This is a genomic window from Achromobacter sp. JD-1, from assembly GCF_038594925.1.
Taxonomy (GTDB): Bacteria; Pseudomonadota; Gammaproteobacteria; order Burkholderiales; family Burkholderiaceae_B; genus Achromobacter; species Achromobacter spanius_C.
Genome location: NZ_JBCGCS010000004.1, coordinates 205,051 through 223,498, shown reverse-complemented (window position 1 = coordinate 223,498; position 18,448 = coordinate 205,051). Strand labels below are relative to the sequence as shown.

General features: G+C 63.4%; 23 protein-coding genes. All 23 read right to left on the bottom strand.

Going from position 1 to position 18,448, the window contains the following annotated elements; all coding sequences use genetic code 11:
• Nucleotides 1-6: 6 nt before the first annotated feature.
• Entirely contained in the window at nt 7-375 is a 369-nt protein-coding gene (locus tag WBR68_RS08820) for a hypothetical protein (RefSeq protein WP_230693981.1), read from the bottom strand.
• A complete protein-coding gene (locus tag WBR68_RS08815) occupies nt 375-1,070 on the bottom strand; it encodes a Gp138 family membrane-puncturing spike protein (RefSeq protein ID WP_230693980.1) in 696 nt (231 codons plus the stop codon). Before WBR68_RS08815 ends, WBR68_RS08820 begins: the two co-directional genes overlap by 1 nt.
• A gap of 2 nt (nt 1,071-1,072) precedes the next feature.
• Complete coding sequence (locus WBR68_RS08810) at nt 1,073-1,984, bottom strand: phage protein (protein WP_230693979.1); 912 nt, start codon at nt 1,982-1,984, stop codon at nt 1,073-1,075.
• Nucleotides 1,971-2,294, bottom strand: coding sequence for a phage baseplate plug family protein (locus WBR68_RS08805; RefSeq protein ID WP_230693978.1), 324 nt, complete (start codon nt 2,292-2,294; stop codon nt 1,971-1,973). The genes WBR68_RS08810 and WBR68_RS08805 overlap by 14 nt, the downstream gene beginning before the upstream one ends.
• 5 nt (nt 2,295-2,299) lie before the next feature.
• On the bottom strand, nt 2,300-2,929 hold the full coding sequence (locus tag WBR68_RS08800) for a phage baseplate protein (protein WP_230693977.1): 630 nt from the start codon (nt 2,927-2,929) through the stop codon (nt 2,300-2,302).
• Between the two features lie 14 nt (nt 2,930-2,943).
• Entirely contained in the window at nt 2,944-5,448 is a 2,505-nt protein-coding gene (locus WBR68_RS08795) for a tape measure protein (protein WP_230693976.1), read from the bottom strand.
• Between the two features lie 148 nt (nt 5,449-5,596).
• Nucleotides 5,597-6,082, bottom strand: coding sequence for a phage tail assembly chaperone (locus WBR68_RS08790; RefSeq protein ID WP_230693975.1), 486 nt, complete (start codon nt 6,080-6,082; stop codon nt 5,597-5,599).
• Nucleotides 6,082-6,510, bottom strand: coding sequence for a phage structural protein (locus WBR68_RS08785; protein ID WP_230693974.1), 429 nt, complete (start codon nt 6,508-6,510; stop codon nt 6,082-6,084). Before WBR68_RS08785 ends, WBR68_RS08790 begins: the two co-directional genes overlap by 1 nt.
• Before the next feature lie 15 nt (nt 6,511-6,525).
• Entirely contained in the window at nt 6,526-7,896 is a 1,371-nt protein-coding gene (locus tag WBR68_RS08780; protein ID WP_230693973.1) for a DUF3383 family protein, read from the bottom strand.
• A 98-nt stretch (nt 7,897-7,994) separates the two neighbouring features.
• Nucleotides 7,995-8,471 (bottom strand): phage neck terminator protein, encoded by a 477-nt coding sequence (locus tag WBR68_RS08775; RefSeq protein WP_230693972.1) that lies wholly within the window; start codon nt 8,469-8,471, stop codon nt 7,995-7,997.
• A 175-nt stretch (nt 8,472-8,646) separates the two neighbouring features.
• Entirely contained in the window at nt 8,647-9,015 is a 369-nt protein-coding gene (locus tag WBR68_RS08770) for a hypothetical protein (RefSeq protein WP_230693971.1), read from the bottom strand.
• A 3-nt stretch (nt 9,016-9,018) separates the two neighbouring features.
• Nucleotides 9,019-9,471, bottom strand: a complete 453-nt coding sequence (locus WBR68_RS08765; protein ID WP_230693970.1) for a hypothetical protein — start codon at nt 9,469-9,471, stop codon at nt 9,019-9,021.
• Nucleotides 9,461-9,835 carry a DUF4054 domain-containing protein gene (locus WBR68_RS08760; RefSeq protein ID WP_230693969.1) on the bottom strand — a complete coding sequence of 125 codons (375 nt, stop codon included), beginning with the start codon at nt 9,833-9,835 and terminating at the stop codon, nt 9,461-9,463. Before WBR68_RS08760 ends, WBR68_RS08765 begins: the two co-directional genes overlap by 11 nt.
• Nucleotides 9,836-9,837: 2 nt before the next feature.
• On the bottom strand, nt 9,838-10,176 hold the full coding sequence (locus tag WBR68_RS08755) for a hypothetical protein (RefSeq protein ID WP_230693968.1): 339 nt from the start codon (nt 10,174-10,176) through the stop codon (nt 9,838-9,840).
• Nucleotides 10,176-11,135 (bottom strand): DUF2184 domain-containing protein, encoded by a 960-nt coding sequence (locus tag WBR68_RS08750; protein WP_230693967.1) that lies wholly within the window; start codon nt 11,133-11,135, stop codon nt 10,176-10,178. The genes WBR68_RS08755 and WBR68_RS08750 overlap by 1 nt, the downstream gene beginning before the upstream one ends.
• Nucleotides 11,136-11,195: 60 nt before the next feature.
• Nucleotides 11,196-11,654 (bottom strand): structural cement protein Gp24, encoded by a 459-nt coding sequence (locus WBR68_RS08745; RefSeq protein WP_230693966.1) that lies wholly within the window; start codon nt 11,652-11,654, stop codon nt 11,196-11,198.
• The gene (locus WBR68_RS08740; protein WP_230693965.1) at nt 11,651-12,736 is read right to left on the bottom strand and encodes a DUF2213 domain-containing protein; all 1,086 of its coding nucleotides are present in this window, start codon (nt 12,734-12,736) and stop codon (nt 11,651-11,653) included. The genes WBR68_RS08745 and WBR68_RS08740 overlap by 4 nt, the downstream gene beginning before the upstream one ends.
• 10 nt (nt 12,737-12,746) lie before the next feature.
• A complete protein-coding gene (locus WBR68_RS08735; RefSeq protein WP_230693964.1) occupies nt 12,747-13,586 on the bottom strand; it encodes a phage head morphogenesis protein in 840 nt (279 codons plus the stop codon).
• Nucleotides 13,528-14,811 carry a phage portal protein gene (locus WBR68_RS08730; RefSeq protein WP_230693963.1) on the bottom strand — a complete coding sequence of 428 codons (1,284 nt, stop codon included), beginning with the start codon at nt 14,809-14,811 and terminating at the stop codon, nt 13,528-13,530. Before WBR68_RS08730 ends, WBR68_RS08735 begins: the two co-directional genes overlap by 59 nt.
• Nucleotides 14,808-16,391, bottom strand: coding sequence for a phage terminase large subunit (terL, locus tag WBR68_RS08725; RefSeq protein ID WP_230693962.1), 1,584 nt, complete (start codon nt 16,389-16,391; stop codon nt 14,808-14,810). Before terL ends, WBR68_RS08730 begins: the two co-directional genes overlap by 4 nt.
• Entirely contained in the window at nt 16,342-16,815 is a 474-nt protein-coding gene (locus tag WBR68_RS08720) for a DUF2280 domain-containing protein (protein ID WP_230693961.1), read from the bottom strand. The genes terL and WBR68_RS08720 overlap by 50 nt, the downstream gene beginning before the upstream one ends.
• A gap of 31 nt (nt 16,816-16,846) precedes the next feature.
• Nucleotides 16,847-17,719, bottom strand: coding sequence for a hypothetical protein (locus tag WBR68_RS08715; protein ID WP_230693960.1), 873 nt, complete (start codon nt 17,717-17,719; stop codon nt 16,847-16,849).
• A 55-nt stretch (nt 17,720-17,774) separates the two neighbouring features.
• Entirely contained in the window at nt 17,775-18,383 is a 609-nt protein-coding gene (locus tag WBR68_RS08710) for a putative metallopeptidase (protein ID WP_230693959.1), read from the bottom strand.
• Nucleotides 18,384-18,448: the final 65 nt, after the last annotated feature.

Below are 18,448 nucleotides of genomic sequence, written 5' to 3'. Positions count from 1 at the left end.
AATGGTTTAGGGGGTGCCCAGCTCGACAACCCGTTGAAGTCGCCCCGCCGTCGTGTCGGCGTCAAAGGCGACGCGAAGGACGCGCAGTTGCCGTTCGATCTGAAGATCCAGGCTACGAACACGCTCCACTCCGGGCACGGCCTTGATTCGGGAGCGAAGAATTCCTTCGATACTCGCGCGGTCGGGTGCCTTGACCAAAATGTCCTGCAGATACGGCACGCCGAACGTCGTATCGAGGAACCACTCGCCCATAAATGCCAGCAGCGTGACCTTCACCTGTTGCGCGATCCGGTCGGCGCCATCCACGAAGGATGTGCGACCGAGCAAGTCCACGTCCAAGTCGTGATCGGACGCAAGTGCGAGATCCAAAGCCATCAGGTGGGGCCCTCCGTGATTCCGCCGGCATAAGGGTGACGGTGGCTGTCGCCGATGTTCTTGCCGTTGTGTGTGATCGCGCCGCCTTCATAGGCCACACCGCCGCGGATCCGCATGGATGCCCCGCCTTCGCCGCCCTCGCCTGCCATGCCCTGCGTATAGAGCAGCGGGCCATTGACGGTCAGCGGCGTGTTGAAAGTTGTTTGCTGGGCTTGAACCGTCCAGGTTTTGACCTGGAATGTAAGGTCGCCGGAGGGCGACAGCTTCATCGTCGCCGGCCCGTACTGAATGCTGACGTTTTCGGTATCGGCCGCCATCGTGCCTGGACGAACCAATGGCGATGCGAAGGCGTCAGACAAGTCGAACTGCCGGGGATCGTCGGGCGGCCCGTTGTCGCCCGCCAGCCAGTTCTCCAGCGCGCGCGCAGAGAACGACAGCTTCACCGCGTCACCGGGTTTCAGCGGCACCGAGATAAGTGCCTGCGCGCCATTCACATCGCCTACGGGCCAGCACACCGGCACGCGGACGACCTGGGGCGGTGCCAGGGCCTCGCCGTTGGCCAGGCGCTTGGCTAGTGCCGGCCGCGCCGTCACGAATGTCCCGTCGTAGGCAACCACCTCACCCGGCAGAGTTGTGTAGACTTCGGCGAGCTCGGACGCGATCACCGCGCGCATCATCTTGATCATGTTGCTCATGTCTAACCCTTCTTCCTCGGCGGCGCCGACCTGTCCACCAGTTCCAGTTCGGTTTGCCAGTCCCCGCCCTCGCTGTCACCGGTGTGCCGCACGGCCTCGACGCGCTGGAATGCCTCCACCGACCGGCTCTCCAGCTTGACCAGGTCGCCCGGATTGATGGTTGGCAACAGCAAAGACGTCACCCGCCAGCCGTCGCGTTGCTGGCGCGCGCTGACCAGGTTGACGTCATCACCGGTGGATTTGTCCTTGACCTTCGCCTTTTCCCGCGCCGCCTCGCGCGTGCGCTCCGGATACCCCAGCAGCCCAGTGTCGGCGGCCAACACCACGGCCTGGCGCCGCGTAGTGCCTCGACGCTGCACAACCTGAAGCTGCTGATTCTGGATCGACCATTCAAGGCCGGTACCCTGGGTGACCTTGTGCAGCGCCGTACGCGCAGCTCCATAGAAAGAGAAACCCTGCTGCCAGCGCCGGTCCGGGACATCATCGGCCATCACGAGAGGCAGACCCATTTGGCGGGCAATATCCCGAATGATGACGCTCGCCTGCGCGCCTGGCCCCAGGCCTATGGATACAGCGGTGTCTCGAACTTCGGCAAATCCGTCCTTCACGATCAGCTCGGTCACCACGTCAGGCTGTTCGAACCTCGTGTACGCAAAGACCACACTGCCGGACGCCATCAGCAGCGGCCCGCCCTCCTCCGCGTAGCCCGCGTACAAGACGCATCGCAAATCTGGCTCTTCCAGCGCCTTACGGGTGGCGGCCGCCAGGTTATATATGCAGATTGTGTGATCGTTCGGCTCCTCATCGGCATCCTTCGAAATATCGAATGTCATCCGAATCGGAGGCAGAATTTCCAGGCCTTTTGCGCCGCCTTTGCCCACAAGGAGCCGGTAGACACGGTTAAACCTGGCCATCAGCGATTTCCTCCGCGTCGACGTAAATGAGCGCGACATCGCCCGCCGGCAACGCCGCCCGGCTTACCGTGTCGCGCCGGTCCGGTGCCAGCGCCACCAGTTCTCCCGCCGGCACATCCAAATGCCGATAGCCGGCGAGCAGTGGAGTGTCGGGCACCACCGCCACGCCCGCGACGATGACCTCGTTGTAGGCGTTCTCAACCGCGAGAACCCACAACTCGGCCTCGCTATTCCAGGACAGGCGCAGGAAGTAGGTCAGGCCATTCAACTCCACCTCGGTGAGGCTGTCATTCGCGTCCAGCACTGGCATGACTATCATTCGCCCCACCCCGTCATTTTGCTGAAATCCGTCTTTTGCTTCGGCGTCGCCTCGACACCGTTGGTCTTGCCGGCGTTGGCCTTGGTCTGTCCAGCTTTGCCGGTGGCGCTGCCCGAGGTTTTCTCAGGAGGAATGTCAGCCTGCCGCAATGTCACCTTGCGGATCCGTTTGAAATCAGCGGATATTTCGAATCGGTCCCCGCCCTCATTGGTCCGGCCGATCTCACATCGCTCCATGACCACGTCCACGTACACGTCCAACCCGGTCGTCACGGTGATGGGCAGTCGGTCCGCGTGGATCTTGCGCAGCGCGTCTTTTGCGCTGATCAGCTTGGAACGGCCTGCCTTTGCGGAAAGTCCCCCTAGCGAACCGCCGGTGCGAAGCGCACTGACAGCGCCTTCCACAAGCCCCCCGAGCAGTGACACCTCCGCTGCTGTGACCCAGCCATCAAGGGTCAACAATTCCGATTCCTGCACCACATGGTCAGTCACAGGCGGGCCATCTTCAACGGCGTAGTCGGTGGCGCGACTGTTGAGTGACGTCTTCTCACTCACCAGCGCGTCCAGCGGCACCGCGCCGATGCTGGTGCCGCCATTCCAGCCAAAAATCATTGCCACAAAGCTCATGCTCAGCCCCTTCTTTACCGGCCCTCTTCAACCCCGGTGACGAAAAACCGCGACATGGCGTCGACCGTGCGCTGGCGTCCGACGTTCATACCGCGTTGCGTTGCATTCGCCACGCTGTCCGGATTGGAATTCGGAGCGTTCACGGTGATGTCCGTGTGGTTCTCGACCTTCACCGCACCGCGCCCTGCGGAAACGCCGGCTTGCGCGACCGTTCCGCTAGAGACGATTGGCAATGTGCCACCGTTGATCAGCGCACTGAACGCCGGCTTGTCTACCAAAGAGGGTGCGCGCCGGCGACCCGTCATGATTGCCCGGGTTTCCTCGTCAGCGTCCGGGGGCAGCAGCCCCTTGAACCAATTTTTGGCGGCCTCGACCTTGTCGTTAATCCAGGTCTGAATTGCCCCGCCGATTTCCTTGATTTTGGCGATCATCTTGCCGCCGATGTCGTCAAAATAGGTCCAGACACCGGTGAACGCCTCGCGCCAGTGCTTTATTGCGCCGTCCCAATCACCCTTGAACCCTGCGATGACACCCTTAAAAATCTTCGCCCAAAAGGCCCAAAGCTCTTCGAAGTACTGCAACACCGGTTCCAGGAATGTCCCCTTCACCTTGGCCTTCAGTGCTTCCCACGACGCCGCGATGCGGGCTTTGATCTGATCCCAGTTTTTCCAGATTTCCCAGAGCGTAGTCGCGAGCAGGACGACGCCCGTGACGATCCGGCCGATGGGCGTCATTGCAAAAGCCCGCCATAGGAGTGGCACCGCCGTACGGGCGAGGAACATGATCAACCCGCGAACGGGTGACAGAATTTTCCACAGGCCGTAGGCGAGCACGGACACCGTTCCCCACTTCTTGATCCACGGCTCCAACTCTTGGCCTGCGCCACCGAGCAAGTCCTTCACATCGACCAGAACAGCTCTTACCGCGTCGATCTCCTCGCGCCATTCCTCCACGCGGCCGATCAGTTCACCGGTCACAGAAATATCACCACGCAGCCAACCGGCAATGTCGTCGCCAATCAGGTAAATGGTGGTGAGGACCGCGGCCATGCGCAACAACGGCGCCAGCGACCGACGCCAGAGGGCAAGCATTCGAAGAGCGCCAGCAGGGCCGCGGCGCAATGCCATGGCGCTATCCAGCCCGATCGCAGCCCTAGCGGCGCCGATCAGTGATCGCGTCAGCCCGCCCGATTGAAACGTGGCCAGCCGCAACCAGCCGCGCAACTTGACCAGGCCCCAGGTCGCGCCCGTGAGCGCGAGAAGTTTGACCAACGTGGCGATGTGATCGGCCATGAACTCGATCGACTTGGTCACGCCAAGCACCACCGTGCGCCCAGCCGTCAGAGTCTTGCCGAAGAACCGATCAAATGCGTCATTCCACACCGTCATGGCGTCCGCGACGGTAACCGGCATGCTCTCGGCCTCGATTCGCATCTTGGCCAACTGCGTTTGCAGCGCCGGCAGGAACCGATCCGTCGTCACTTTGCCCGCTTTCACCTGCTCCAAAAGCATGGCCGTCGTGATGCCCAGTCCATCGGCCAGGGCAACCTGCAGGCGCGGCGCCGCACGCATAAGCGTGCTGTACTCGTCCATGCCGACCTTGCCCTGCATGATGGCTTTGGTCAGCGAAGAAATGACTGATTCTTGGTCCTGCGCCTTAGTGCTGGAAAGCGCCATGCCCAGCGACAAGCTTTCAGTCACGTCAATCGTGTCCTGAGTCGTCTTGCCAAGATCGGCCATCGTGCGCCGGGTGCGCACGAACAGTTCCGCGTTGTCGGCGTAGGACTTGTACGAAACGCGGGAGATCCGCGCCAGGTCCTTGTCCACCTCGGCATATTCTTGCGCCGAGGCAGTAGCCTGCCGCATCCGCGCTTCCATCTGGCCCCACGCGTCGATACCGCCAAAGATCCGCTTGACCAAGGAAACGCCTAGAACCGCGCTGATGATCCCTCGCAGTCCGGAAAACGCGCTCTGCTGCTCCTTGATTGCGCGCACGCCCTGCCATTGCGCCCGCGTCATACGGTCCTGCGCTTGGCGCGCGTCCTGGATCCCCAGGCGGATACCCTGCCACGTTCCAATACCGACCTCGCGCACGGTATGCAACCCGGCCCGCACGCGCCCCATGAGGCCGTTATACGCACCCTGGATCTGCGAAAACTTGCCACGCGCGCCGGACGCGTCCACGGGGAAGGACACAGGCCGCCCGCGCCGTGCGGTATACACGGGCATGCGGGGCGCCTGCGGCGCAGCGCGAGGCACTGCCGGCGTCGGCGCGCTGACAGCCGGCGCGAGAGGAGCCGGCGGACGCTGAGACACTACAGGCGCAGGCATCGGACGCGGCGCCCATACACTTGGGTGCACACCGGCGCCGACGACTGCCTGGCGCATGGCCCGAACAGTCTTCGCACTGGCCGCACCCATGGCGGCCTGGGCCGCTTGATAGGACTGCTGGTACTTTTTCAGCCCAGACTCATCCACCTCGTAACGCAGCAGCGTCACCAGTTCGCGTACCGTAGTCATCGCTACCCCATTTTCCTCTGCGCCGCCGCCTGAGCGGCCTCCTGGGCATCCATCAGAGCGTTCAGCTTCAGGATGTCCAGCAGATCTATGTCGCCGCGCTTAACGGCGTCCAGGCTGACAAGGCGGGCCAGAATGGGCCGCCAGATGATTAGCTCTCGTTCGAAGCCTGGTTCGAACCGGCCGACAGCTTCGCCAGCGTCTCGCGGGCCGGACCAAAGCGGCCGGCCCAGCGCACCAAAGGGCCGGCGAAGTTGTGCTCAAGGACGTGAAAGAGCAGCTCCAGGATTTCCGAAAAATCGGAAAACGCCATGCCCCGATGGGCGGCCGTCAGCTTCTGCGGATCGCGGCCGGCCAATTCGAACGTGACCAGCTCGGCGTCTATCAGCCGATCGGCCCAACCCGCTAGGGCATCGCCACCGAGCCGGGCGGACAGGTCGCGGAATGCTTGCAGCATCGCCTGCTCGTCCTTGGCTTGCGCCTCGCCCTCGCCGCCAAACACGGCGGCCATCATCGACCCGGCGGCCGGCAGGACTTCCTTCTGAAGGTCGCCCAGCAGCTTCAACTGGCGAAACGGGTCGAATCGGGAAATGCGAAAGATAGTGGTCCCGATCGTGACTTCTTTGATGGCGCTCATCAGGTGTTACCCCCCACAACGTTGATTGCCGGCCCAGTTTCGATGGTCCACTCGCGCGTGCCCACCTTGGGGCCGTAGCCCGCGTCCGGCGTCTTCACAATCCAGGCGGAATCCGATGCGTGAAGCGAGGTGCCGCGCAGATCGGTAATAGCCACCGGCACGGCGCCGTTGCCATCGGTCGATTTGTCGGCCTGGTGGAGTGCGGTCAGCGCCGCATTGCTGGCGCTGGTTTGCATCAGCGTGACGGTGATGCGCAGGCGGGAATCCCGCGACATGGAACGGGCCACCTCGCCATCGACGCCAGCGACGGACGAAATGCCCTCGCCGATTTCAGCCACCGTCACAAAGGTGTCTTCGGCCAGGCCCGACAGGGGCAGCGCGCCCATGACGATCTTCACCTGATTCGGTGCGTAAGTTTTAACGGACATGCTTTTGCACCCCGATTACAGTTGTTGATAGGTCAGGTTGCCTTTGATTTCGGCAACGTGGATGGCACCCGCGAGGCGCGCCGTGAACTTCAGGTCGCGCAAGATGCGGTTCGCTTTGTCGTTCGACGAAATGCTGGCCGCGCGCGGCACGGTAATGACGAAGCCCGGAATCTTCCGGCCGGCGTCATCGATTTCGTCCGGGGCGATCAGCCCCCGGGCCTGGCCCAGCATCAGCGCCTGCCGGATGCCGTTGACAATGACCAGGATGCCGGCGTCGGTGTACGGCACCTTGCCGTCGGCGTTGATCAACTGGGAAGCAACGTTGATCTTGACCTGCTCGGCCAGCCAGTCACGCCCGCGGATCACGTCGATCCACTCGCCCGCCGCGACCTTTCCGTTCTGCGTCACCGCGAAATTGCGCATCTGCTCGAAGGTGTTGGCATTCTTGGCGTGCGCAGCCAGCGCTTGGCCCTCGGCCAAGTTGTCATAGGTGACGCCCGCCAGCCGCGCGTTCGCCCACGTTTCACCACCGGGGTAATAGGTAAAGCGATTGGCCGCGATCGCCGCTTCAAGGGCTTCCGTGCCCGCCTGACCGTGGTACCAGACGTGCGTTCGGAAGTACTGCTTCTGCTGGCACTTGGAGGCGATGTCGTTGGACACGGCGGCGTCGATGATGCCGGCCTGGTCGCTGGAAACGCCAAACAATCGCTCGTTCGACTCGACCCAGTCCGCGGCGTCCAGCACGTCCGCCTCGACGCGGCTGGCCAGCGCCACGCCGTACCAGTCCGCGCTTTCACGCAGGCATGCATTCAAAGCTGCGGACGGCGTTTCAGTGCTTGCCGGTGCCGCCAACTGCAGGTTTCCTTTAACCGATACCCCAACCGCCTGGCCGGTTTGGTTTGCGGTGATAGATACTTCCGCGCCCACCGCGACCGCCGTGACCGGCGCATTGGCAGCGGTCACCGCGGCCACCAGCGCAGTCGCGATGGTCTGAGGCGTGCTGCTGGCGTCGCCCGAAGCCGCCGCCTGCGCTATCTTGATTTCGCCCGTCTCATCGCGCCAGGTCAACGTGACCGAATAATCCGATGGCGAAGCGGCCGTGACGGTAAGCCGGGACGTGTCCACCTGCCGACGGCCGACGAAGACGCGGGTCACCGTGGGGATCTGCTTAAAGGCGTCGCGCACCGCCACATACAGCGGATCGTTCGAGGCAATCCCCAGGTCCAGCAATTCACCAGGCTCGGTCACCACCATGATGCGATTCACGCTCATCGCGTGGGCACCCAGGACGAGAAGGTCAGAAAAGCTCTGCTCTTTGATCGCCGTGGTGTTTAGGGAGATCGCCACGTTGACGATCCTATTGAGTTTGGCCATGTGCGGCTCCAATAAAAAAAGCCGCCCAGGAGGCGGCCAGATGGCGATTGCGCGTCGCAGCCGCTATGGCGCGGGCACGACAGTCGCGGGAAAGGGGGTTCGATGGCCGGCTACGGTCCACCGAAAGTTGTCACCGTGCCGGTGACGGTTTCGATGATGCCGACGAACTCGGAATGGACGCGGGCGTATCGGATTCCAAGTTCCAGAAGGCCACGCCGCTCAAAGCGCACGGTGTCGCGCAGAATTGGAACGTTCTGCAAGCGCCCGATCTCAAACAAGGCAAGGCCCAACGCCTCGGCCCGATCCTCGTAGACGGGATGCCGAAGTTTCAGCACCAGTTCGTCCAGCGCGTCATACGCTGCGGCGCGAAAGCTCTGCAGCTCGACGACGGCGTCGGCGTGGTGGTGCACTGGCTGGGCGCCCTCATCGTCCACCCGCCCAGCCTCGGCGCCGCTGACATTGGCCCAACGCACAGCCAAGCTGATGTACGGTCCGGTGGGCAATGAGCCGTTTTCGCCTGCGAAGATCACAGGCATACCGCCTGCAGCGGCCTCGATCAGTTCGAAAATCGCGTCTTCTGGGGGCATGGCAATCCGAAAAATTGATAGTGCATCGATGGGACTATCGGCTACCCCACGCCTATGCGCGCGCCGACTCGATGCTGCCCTACCCGGTAGCCTGGAATGCCCAGCCGGGCCTGGGGAGTCCTCCGGACGTTTAGCCCCGTCCGGCCCCGGACCAGGCGGCCGGGAATCCTTGGGCTTACTGCATTTCGGAGGCGGCCAGCAGCACGGCCAGGTATCGGTAGTGCGGAATCACACCCGATTGCCATGGCGCGACGCCCACCACAAGGTACTCACCCGCCAGCGGGCCGGCGCCCCAAACCAAGCGGTCGCCGTTCGTCCAATCCTGGCCGGCGACATCCAGCACCTCGGACGTGTAGATCCGAACGGCGGCGCGCATGCGACGCCCTTCCGGGTTCGCCTGCAACTGGTCGTAGTCGCCAGTCTTGGCGGGCTGTACCGAAGCCTGGATCGTCTTGTCCGAGCCAGGCTCGCCCTCAATCCAGTGCCCGCGCTCACGGCGGCCCGGCAGCCGCGTGCGGATCACGTGGGGTTTCCGAAAGCTCATGCGCTACACCTTCTCGTAACGGACGGCGCCGACCAGCAGACCATCGTCGATCAACGGCACGTCGCTGCCCTTCTTGGCGACGGTCGACGGCGCGTTCGGCTCCGCCCATTTCTTCGACTGCTGGAAATGCGCCTTCTGATGCTTCTCAGCGAAGGTTCCCAGCTGGTCCAGCGCCGAGTCCACCGTAATCCGGCCTTCCTGCACTGCGGCGGCAGCGCGGTCTATGGCCTGGCCTAACACTTGGCCATTCTTCTCCGCAAAATCCCGCAGAGCCGGGCGCGCAGGGATATGCTCGGTACCGAACTCATTGATGATGGCGATATCAAGCAAGTCCGCGCCCGTTTCAGGATCCTTTCCGGCATTCGCCTGGATCCCGAATTTCACGCCGCGCCCATGGATCGCCTTTGCCAAGCGCACGTGAGCGGCTAAGCCTCGATCGATAGATTTAGCAGCCACGGGGTGTGCTCCTCACGGTCGCCGCGCCAACGCTGCAGAGACGTGCCAAGCGCTCATATCGCCCGTAAAACCCTGCGGGGTCTTCCGCGCCCGCGACCTCGCCATATGTGCGCTGCAGGTCGCCTTCCTTCTCGCTCACGACGCCGGGCCTGACCAGCACGCCGTCATCCTCTGCAGCACGCTGCTGCTTGATGCTGTACAGCAGCCAGGCCGCGTACCAGAGCTGCGCCTCATCCTGCTTCTTGGCGGGCAGGCACGCCGGACGGTACTCGGCGGCCATCGCCAGTGCACGCTCCTTGTCCGGGCGCGCCATGGAGGCCACCGCCGGCGCCAGGAAGTCCAGATCGTCGACCGTGGCCGCCATGACTACTGCCCCGCGCCGGCCTTCAAGGCCTCGTAGATGCCCTGCAGCTCAGCCTTGTTGGCCGAGGCGTCGTACTGAGCGCCCTGCTCGTCCAGCCAGGCCTTCAGCTCATTGACCGTAGACGGCTCCTTGGCGCCGCCGGTGTCATTGCCGGCTTTGCCGCCCTTCTTGGCCACCGGCTGATCGTCCTTCGGCGACTCGGCTTCAACCAGCATGCCGCGCTTGATGAGGTCCTGCACGCCACGGATCTCCGGGTCTACCTTGGCCGTCTTCGTCGGGGCGATCACAGTGTGGCCTCCGATATTGATGACAGCCTTGGTTGCGTTGGTGTAGTACGACATCAGATTTCCCCCTTCGCCATCGAGAGCGGGTAGTACACGACCACCCCGCCGGCGCGCGCCAGGCAGGGCACCACCAGTTCCAAACCGCGTGCTTGTGCGGCCAACTGGTTGAACGGCATGGGCAGTTCCATGGCCAGGTTTTCCTCGCTGTACTCGTAGGCCAGTATCAGATCCTTGCCACCGCCGCCGGCGCCCTTGAACTCGGACGCGCCCATGATCTGCAGACCCGGGTGCTTGTCCTGGAAGAACTGCCCCACCGTCTTGCCGTTGGTGTCCGGCACGCGCAGCGAAAAGATGCGGCTGCGCTGCTCGGTGGGCATGACCAAGCGCGTGGGCGTGTGGACATCCTTCGACTGGTTGGGCACCGCGTCGTAGATCATGTCCAGGTCGGCCAGGATCTGATCCGCAGTGGTAGTCGGGTTCAACCAGTCACCGTGCAACCCCACGACCAGCGGCACGTTCGGGTGGTTCACCAGGCCATAGAGGCCGAACTTCGTGTCGCCAATCAGCGCCATTTGGTTCAGCTTGATTTCGACCGCCTTGCGGGCTGCCATCGACTTGCGCGTGGGCAATTCGGTGCGATTGGCCGCGGCCGCGCGCAGTTCCATGACGCTGTAGCCGTAGGAATCGGCGACGTTCTTGATCTGGGCGACTTTCTCTTCGCCCTTGACGTCAGCGCGCGGCAGGTCAGCAGCATAGTTTGCGACGATCTGCGCCATGCCGACCTCGTCGTACATGAAGTACGTGAAGGTTTCGGCCCATTCGGGCACTTCGGTGGAGATCGGCACCAGCTGCAGGCCAATCATCGGCGGCAGCTTCTTGTCATAGGTGCGCGTCTTGACGTAGTCCAACTGGCGCGCGGTGAAAAGACCTTCATCCTCGCGCATGCCGGCCAGCGCCACGACGATCTTCTTGACGGCCGGCAGGTCGGCCTCGTCGTAATGCTCGTGTTTTTCCATGGTGTTCCCAATGAAAAAGGCCCCTTTCGGGGCCTTGGGTTAATTGATTGTGGGTGCCGGTCAGGGGGCCGTGGGCGCCACGGCAAACGGCGCGTGCAGTTCGATCAGCGCGATCTTGCCGCCGGACACTTCGACGGCGCCCGAGCGAAAGACCGCGTTCGGCACTGCCGTGGCACCGTCGTCCGACACCGAGCCATCTGCGGCGCACTTCACAGGGCCGTCCTTGGTCACCTCACTACCGGAGGTGACTAGCGCCCAGCCGCGGCGCACGCGCAGCACGCTGACAGCGTCAAATTCGCGGTAGCCGCCCTCACGCGGAATGGTGTGCGTGTGCAGCGCCAGGCCCCGAACACGCGAGCCGGGACCGGCGACGATGCGGTCATTCGTGGTGTCGCCCACGATCACGCCGGGCCGGATGTTGCCGGCGGCGGCGCAGGTTTCGACGTCGTCATAGCCCAGGTCAGCCTTCATGCCGGCGTAGGCAACGTCCATGCGATCGTCATAAACGGGGGGCATCATTCGCCTCCTTTTTTCAGGTTGGAAAGGTAGGCCGAGCGCGCGCTGCGCGCGGAAGTCGGCTGATCGGCGCCGTCCGCGCGCTCCTTCGCTGCGGGCGGCTTCTGGGTGCCGCCCATCTGCTGCCGCTGCTGCGCCAGGGCGTCCTGGCGGGCCTGGGCATCGGTGACAGCCAGGTCGAATGCTGCCTCCACATAGCCGTCGGTCTTGCCGGTCAGGTCAAAAGAATCGCCGCGAACGGCCTTGATGACGCCCTCGCGCAGCGCGCGGTCAGCGGTGTCGGCCTTGAATTCGACCTTGTGCTGGGCGGCGGTCGCTTCCAGCTTCACGCGGGCCAGCGCGGCGCCGTGGGCGTCCTCGCGGGCCTTGGCGATGCCCGCCTCGGCCTGATCTGCACGCGCCTTCTCGCTGTCCGCGCGGGCTGCTTCGGTGTCCGCCTTGGCGGCGGCGGTCTTCACCTCGGCGCGCAGGCGCTCCAGTTCGTTCGCCACTTCCGGAGCCGCGTCATACGACAGGCCGGAATCGAGGCGGATTTTGACCATGGTCATGTCATTTTCCTCTTCGGTTTTCGTTACGGCGTCTGCCGCGTCAAGATTGAGCCGCGCGTTGCCGGCGCGACCGCGTTTCACCACCGCCAGGTGGTTGTATCGGATGTTTCGCTGGACGGCGTCGTACCGCTCACCCTCGGGCGAGACGCCGGGCGTCTCGTCGAGCTCAAGCTCGTAGCCCAGGGACAGTTCCTTGTTGCCGGCATCGACCGGCCCGGTGTCGAAGATATGGATGTCCCCGACCATGTTCTCGTCGGCGTCCTGGCGGCCTCCGGACAGTGCAGTACCGATCATGTGCTGGCGCACGTTCTTGGACGTCACCTTTCCGGGATGACCGTCCGTGATCGGCTTGCCGCGCAAACTCGCCATCGAGTCGGCGTTGAACACCTCCTCTGGCGGCCGGTACTCGCGTCGAAGGCGGCCAGCACCGTCGCGGTATTCAAAAACGCCGGTTCGCGTCAGCACCGGCGTGTCGGTCAGGTAGCCCTCGTCCGTCCGGGTCGCCTTCAGAGGCACCCGGTCAAATCGCATCACCATGATTTTTTCCTCAATGGACGATCAATGCGTCCAGATCATCGAAGAGCGGCAAAACCGCCTCGGCCCAACACCGGCAACGAATGGGCTTGCCGGGATGGCCGTCCGGCGGCGGCTTGTCCCACTCGAATTCCTGCCCTTCGCGCGCGACGTGTTCATCGCGCTCGCGGTCATCCAGGATCCCGCGCCACCGGTATTTCGTGACGCCAATGTTGGTCTGTCGGTATTCAGTCAGGTCGCTGTTCAGCTTGCCGATCTGGTCACGTGCGATCAATTCGGCACGCTTGCGCGGTAGGTCGTAGGTTTCGCGGATCTGCTTGGTCATATCGCGCAGCGACGTGCCATTTCGCACGGCGGCCACCACGCGCCCGTGCAGCGTGTCCAGATACTGCTCGGGGATCGACTTGATCAGGCCGATGTTCTCTGCCTCCCAAGGCCGCAGGAGCCTGGCCAGTCCCGGCTCAGACTTGAAGACGTCCACGCCGTAGGCCCGGCGCAGCAGCCGGTGAAACTGATCCTTGTTGTATTTCTCGACACGCTGGGCCACCAACCTGACCAAGCCTTCCGCCTGGCCATCCGCCACCGTTGCTGCGCCCAGCGCCTGCATGAAGGCGCGCCGCAGCGATTCAAACCACCCCTCGTCGCCTTCCGGGGTGTTGCGCAAGTCATCTTGGCGCAGCACGCGCGGCAGCGCGGGCAGCACATGCCGCTCGACCGCCAGAATGGCGGCTTCTGCCTGAGTGCGCAGCGCGCGCAGATAGTCGCGCTCGTCACCCAGGGGATAGCGCCATTGTTTAGGTGGACGCGGCGTACGACGTGGCCGACTCGCCGCGGGCATCAGGGATGAGGCCATAGAGTCCTTCCTGCTTCATGTACTGGAACGCCTGGTCCTGGCTAAGACCGTTGTCCACAGCAGCGCTCAGCGCGTCCATCTCACGGGCCTGGGCCTCGGCGTTGGCCTTACGGACTTCCGCCTCTTCTTTCGCGGTGGCCGGCTTCAGCGGCGGCCATGCGATCGACCAGGCCTCGCCTTGCGCCTCACCGCCACCGGCTAGCGTGCGCTGGGCGCGAATCAGCGAGACCAGGCGTTCCAACGCGGGATTCACCTTTGCGGCGCGCCCCATTGCCACGCCGTTGTAGAAACCTTCCAGATCGCCGTCGCCGGTAGCATTCAAACCAGCGGCCGAACGCCCGAAAAGCAGCGTCACAGCAATGCCCGTCTCGGCGGCCAGCGCAATCTGGAATTCCGCTAGGGTGTCTTTGACGCCTCCCATGTCGGAACTGAGGATCTGATAGTCGTCCTCGGAGTCCACCGCCACGCCGTTGAGCGCATTGCGCACCGCGTCGACCATCTCCACCCGTTTCCGAATGGCGGCCTCCATTTCCGCCGCGATCGCTTCGGCCAAGCCCTTCATTTTGTGCACGGCCTGCTGCTTTTTCTCCAGCAGGCGCAGCGCCCAATGCAGACCCTCGCTGTATCGACGGATGGCCCGGAAGGCCCGGGCCACTGCTGGCCGGCCCGCCCAGGGGATCCCTTTGCGGTTCATCTTTGCCGGCAAGGGATCCCCCGGCACCTCGATCAGACGCGATTCGTGCACGAAAAACTCGGCCGCGACCGCCCCTGCCGTCTGCGTGCGGACTCGATAAACCTCGGGCATGCCGAAGTTGGCCTCGTTCGGATCCGAATACCGCTTCTCCGTCGCCGACACGTCATCCAGCGTGAACACCTTCAGCTCCAGCAACTGATCAAGGGCCTCAAGGTTCAGCGGATCCCGCAGCGCGCGCCCATCTTTGGCAACGACGACAATCGCGCCGCCGCCTGTCAGCCGCGCCCAGCGCCAAGCGTCGGCAAGCGCCGGTAGCGCCTTCAGGCGGTCCAGCTCGCCGCGCACCCGGTCGTCGCCAGTGATCTCCACGCCACGCGATACCGCCGTGTCAGGGATCATGTCCACCACGCGCGCCGGCAGCCCGCCTTCGGCATACATCGCCAGATCATCCAGCGTGCCGAGGCCACCCGCCGAAGCGTCAAGCAGGGCTTGACCCAGCACCGCGCTCAAGTAGCCGTCTTGGTTCATCATTTGCTTGCCAGCGCCAAGAAGCGCCCTAGGTTGCTGCCCGCTGTGGCGAGCATGTCGTTGATTGCGTCGACCAAGGGATCGACCTGGTCGTCATGCGCGTGCGTGTCGTCCGCCGTGAAGGCCTCGCACTCGGTCACGAAGTCGGCCACCCAAGGCGCCTCCTCCGGGATGCACACCAGGCCCGCCTCGATGTAGCTCTGCACGTCCATGAGCCGCGTGAGCTTGTCCCTGTCGCGCTCCACGCCCTTGACGGGGATCTTTCCGTCGGCGCCGATGTCCTGGATCAAGCCGGTACCGCTCGATTTGTCCTCGATGAGCAGTTGCCGCAGCGGCGCCGACAGCTTCGGGTTGAACGGCTTGTTCTTCGCCCAAAAGTCCACGGCCCGGCGCTTGAGCTCGGGCGCTTGCCATTTCCCGCGCAGCAGGTCCAGCAGGTAAATCTTGCCGTCGTCGCCCAAGCCCCAGCATTCGAAAACGCTGTAGTCGTTGCGCTCGGCCGTCTTCTGGGCGGTGTCCGCGAAGACCTTGCGCGAGACGATCCGTGGGGGCACGACATAGCGCCCAAACCACGCACCCTTGATCAGGTCGCCGCCGAGCGGTGCCGGACGCTGCTGGTACTGCGCCGAGAACACGTAGCGGCTGACCCGCGCGCCGTCCTGATCAGCGCCCGCGCCGGCCTCCATGGCGAGCAGTTCCGCCAACGGCTCCTTGTACGGCCAGTAGCTGAAACGCCCCTTTTCGTCTCGGATACTGCTGTCGATCTTCGCCTGCACGGAAGCCGGCAGGCCGGCAACGTAAGCGTCATCGATCAGCGCCGGGATGACGACCTGTTCCCAATCCGGCCCAAGGTTGCCGGCCTCAATGAAGCCGGTCACGTCCTCCTGCGCCAGGCGCTGCATGATCACGATGATCGGCGTGTCGGGATTTGCCCGACGGCTTTTCACCGTGGCGATCAGGTCGCGGTTGGCCTTGGCGCGGCGCGGCTTGCTGTAGGCGTCACCGACCTTGAGCGGATCGTCGATGACGATGGCGCCCTGCCAGCCGTCTGCCATGTGCCCGGCGCGAAAGCCGGTGATCTGGCCGCCCAGCGACACCGCGTACACGCCGCCGGCCTTCCGGCCATCGACCTCGATGTTCCAGCGCTTCTTGCTTTTGGCGTCCGCCGCCACCTTCAGCGGCCACAGTTCCTGGAACTCGTCAGACTGGACCAGCTCCTTGGCCGTCTGCGAATTCAGCAGCGCCAGGTCGTCGGAATAGCTGATGTGCAGGAACCGGGCGCGCGGGTTCAGCGCAAGGCCCCGGGCCATCAAGTTGATGGCGACCAGCTCGGTCTTCGACGAACCCGGGGGCACGTTGATGACCAGGTTCTTGATGCGACCGTCAATGACGGCCTGCACTTTTTCCGCGATCAGTTCATGGTGCCAGTTGACCCGGAACTTGATGGCCTGGCGGTGCTTGAAAAAGTACCGGCTGAAGAACAGGTGGTCCTGCTCGCACATGGCCTTGGCCGTGGCGCGCAGGACGGCAGGGTCAGTAGTCGCCTTGGAGCTTGGCGACGGCGGCGGCGACTTGTGTTTCATCGACCACCACCGTTTTCTGTTCTATCGGGCCGCCGCCGGCGCCCGTGTGCTCCCGTCTGTTCGTGAAGGCGCCGCCGGCCTCCTTGGCAGCTTGCTCAAGGACCGCGGCGGCGCCGACGACGTTTCCCCGGCTCAGATGCCGTTCGTAGATCTTGCCCAAGGCGCGCAGCCGGAAGGCCTGGTCCGCGATCGGGATCTCGGCCACTTCCTGCCGGAACCGATCGCGTGTCACCTCGAACAGGTCCCGCCACTTCTTGGCCAGCTTCTGGCCGGCTACCTTGGTCGGGTCGTACTGTGCCACCTGCACGCGCGGTACGTCCACGCCGAACTCGTCCTTCACGGCCTCCGCGACCTGGCTGGGGGTATCCCAGCAGGCCAGCGCCTGGACGATGAAGCGCTTGTGGGCGTCGGTGAGCTTTGCCATAAGGAGGTACTGCCAGAGAGGTCAAGTAGACCTATGGGGTCCCAGGAGATGCTTCGCGCAATGACCGAACTTGGTCAGCTGCATCACCTAGTAGCTTGTCGTTTTGTGCAAGAAGTTCAGCTTGCAACGCTAACATTGCGGCTTCATCCGACGGGATCTCGAGCTCCGTCCGCAAAGCAACGATGCACTGCAATGCAAGCTCAGCCAGAGCGGGCAGTTCTTCGCGAAATCGCTGAAAAGACAGAAGCATGGCATCGTGTAGCCTTTGCGCCGCTTCGCTTTGTCGCTGATTCATGCTTTCGAAATACAGACTCGAAGCCTCGAAAATCCGCGTAATCCGCGCGACGTCTTCCTCTCGGTAACCATTCTCGCCATGGGCCCTGCGTTGATCCGCGTTTGCCGCCTCCAGTTCACGATTTGCCACACTCGCCTGCTCCCGCGAGTACTTTAGTTTCGAGTTCTCCAGTTCAATCGGGGCACGCATCAAAGCAAGTTCCGATTGAACTTTCGATATCGCCATTTGAAATTTACCGATCTTCGTCCACGTGTCCATCGACCCCATAGCGGAGGCTGCGCCCATCTTGATACCAGCGTTCGCAATTCCCTCATTCACCTTGATTGGATCGATGTCGGCTCGACACAATTCCGCCAAGAGTGCCACGGCTTGGTTTCCCGCCTCGAGTGCAGGCAAAATCACCTCGCGTTTAACCTCGTACTGCCTCTCGCGCAGCCTCTCTTCCGCTTGAAACCTGAATTGGTCGCGCTGCATTTTGCGCGCGTGAGCATTGCTCATTTTGTTGGAAAGAGTGGTAAGCAGCCAGATTAAAAAGCCGCCGACGGCAGTCCAGAATGTACTGGGAAACGCCTCAATAAATTCTTTGACGAACAAGCTGAACTCGCTCATTTGACTCTCCATAAGTTGGCAGAATCATAGAGTCAGGAACACAATTTGGGTACGGCTACGCCGCCTTGAGGCAGCACCCGCACGCCCAGGCGATATCCAGCCGTGGCACAGCCGGCGCAGCACCAGCGGCCGCCACCAGGCGCCGCACGTCCGACGACGGCCCATACCGCGCCACCACGCCAACGAATTCCTCGGCGTCGTGCCCGACAATTCGCAGCTTCGGCCGGCCCTCCTTATCGAAGGCAGGCGCGCCGAACTCGTCCCGGCGTTGACCGATGTGGTAAAGCTCGTGCTCGACCAGCGCACAAAAGTCTGCGTCGGAACAATCGGCGCAGTAGTCGGCGGCCAGCGTGATTAGAAAGGCCGGCACTCGGCCGAACCACTCCACCATCTGCTGCTCCTGGCGCGCCTTCTGCCAACCGCCCGCTCGGAACATGACCTGTTCGGCCTGGCCCAGGACCACGCGGCCGGCCTTCTCAAAGGCGTTCGGCGCCCACAGGAACGCCAGATCGGCGTCGACCAGGTGGGCATGATCGGGGTTGTAGAGCGCGCCACCCTCGGAGAGGATGACCCGCTCAACCCAGGCGAGCAGCTCGGGCGCGGGACAAAAGCCCAAGCTCTCCCCCGCCATAGGTCGAGGACGTTCTGCCTTGGTTAAAGACATCTATGCCACCGACAATCTGCATTGCTGAAACGCCAGCGATGACCGCTCGTCCCACATCCGGCCAA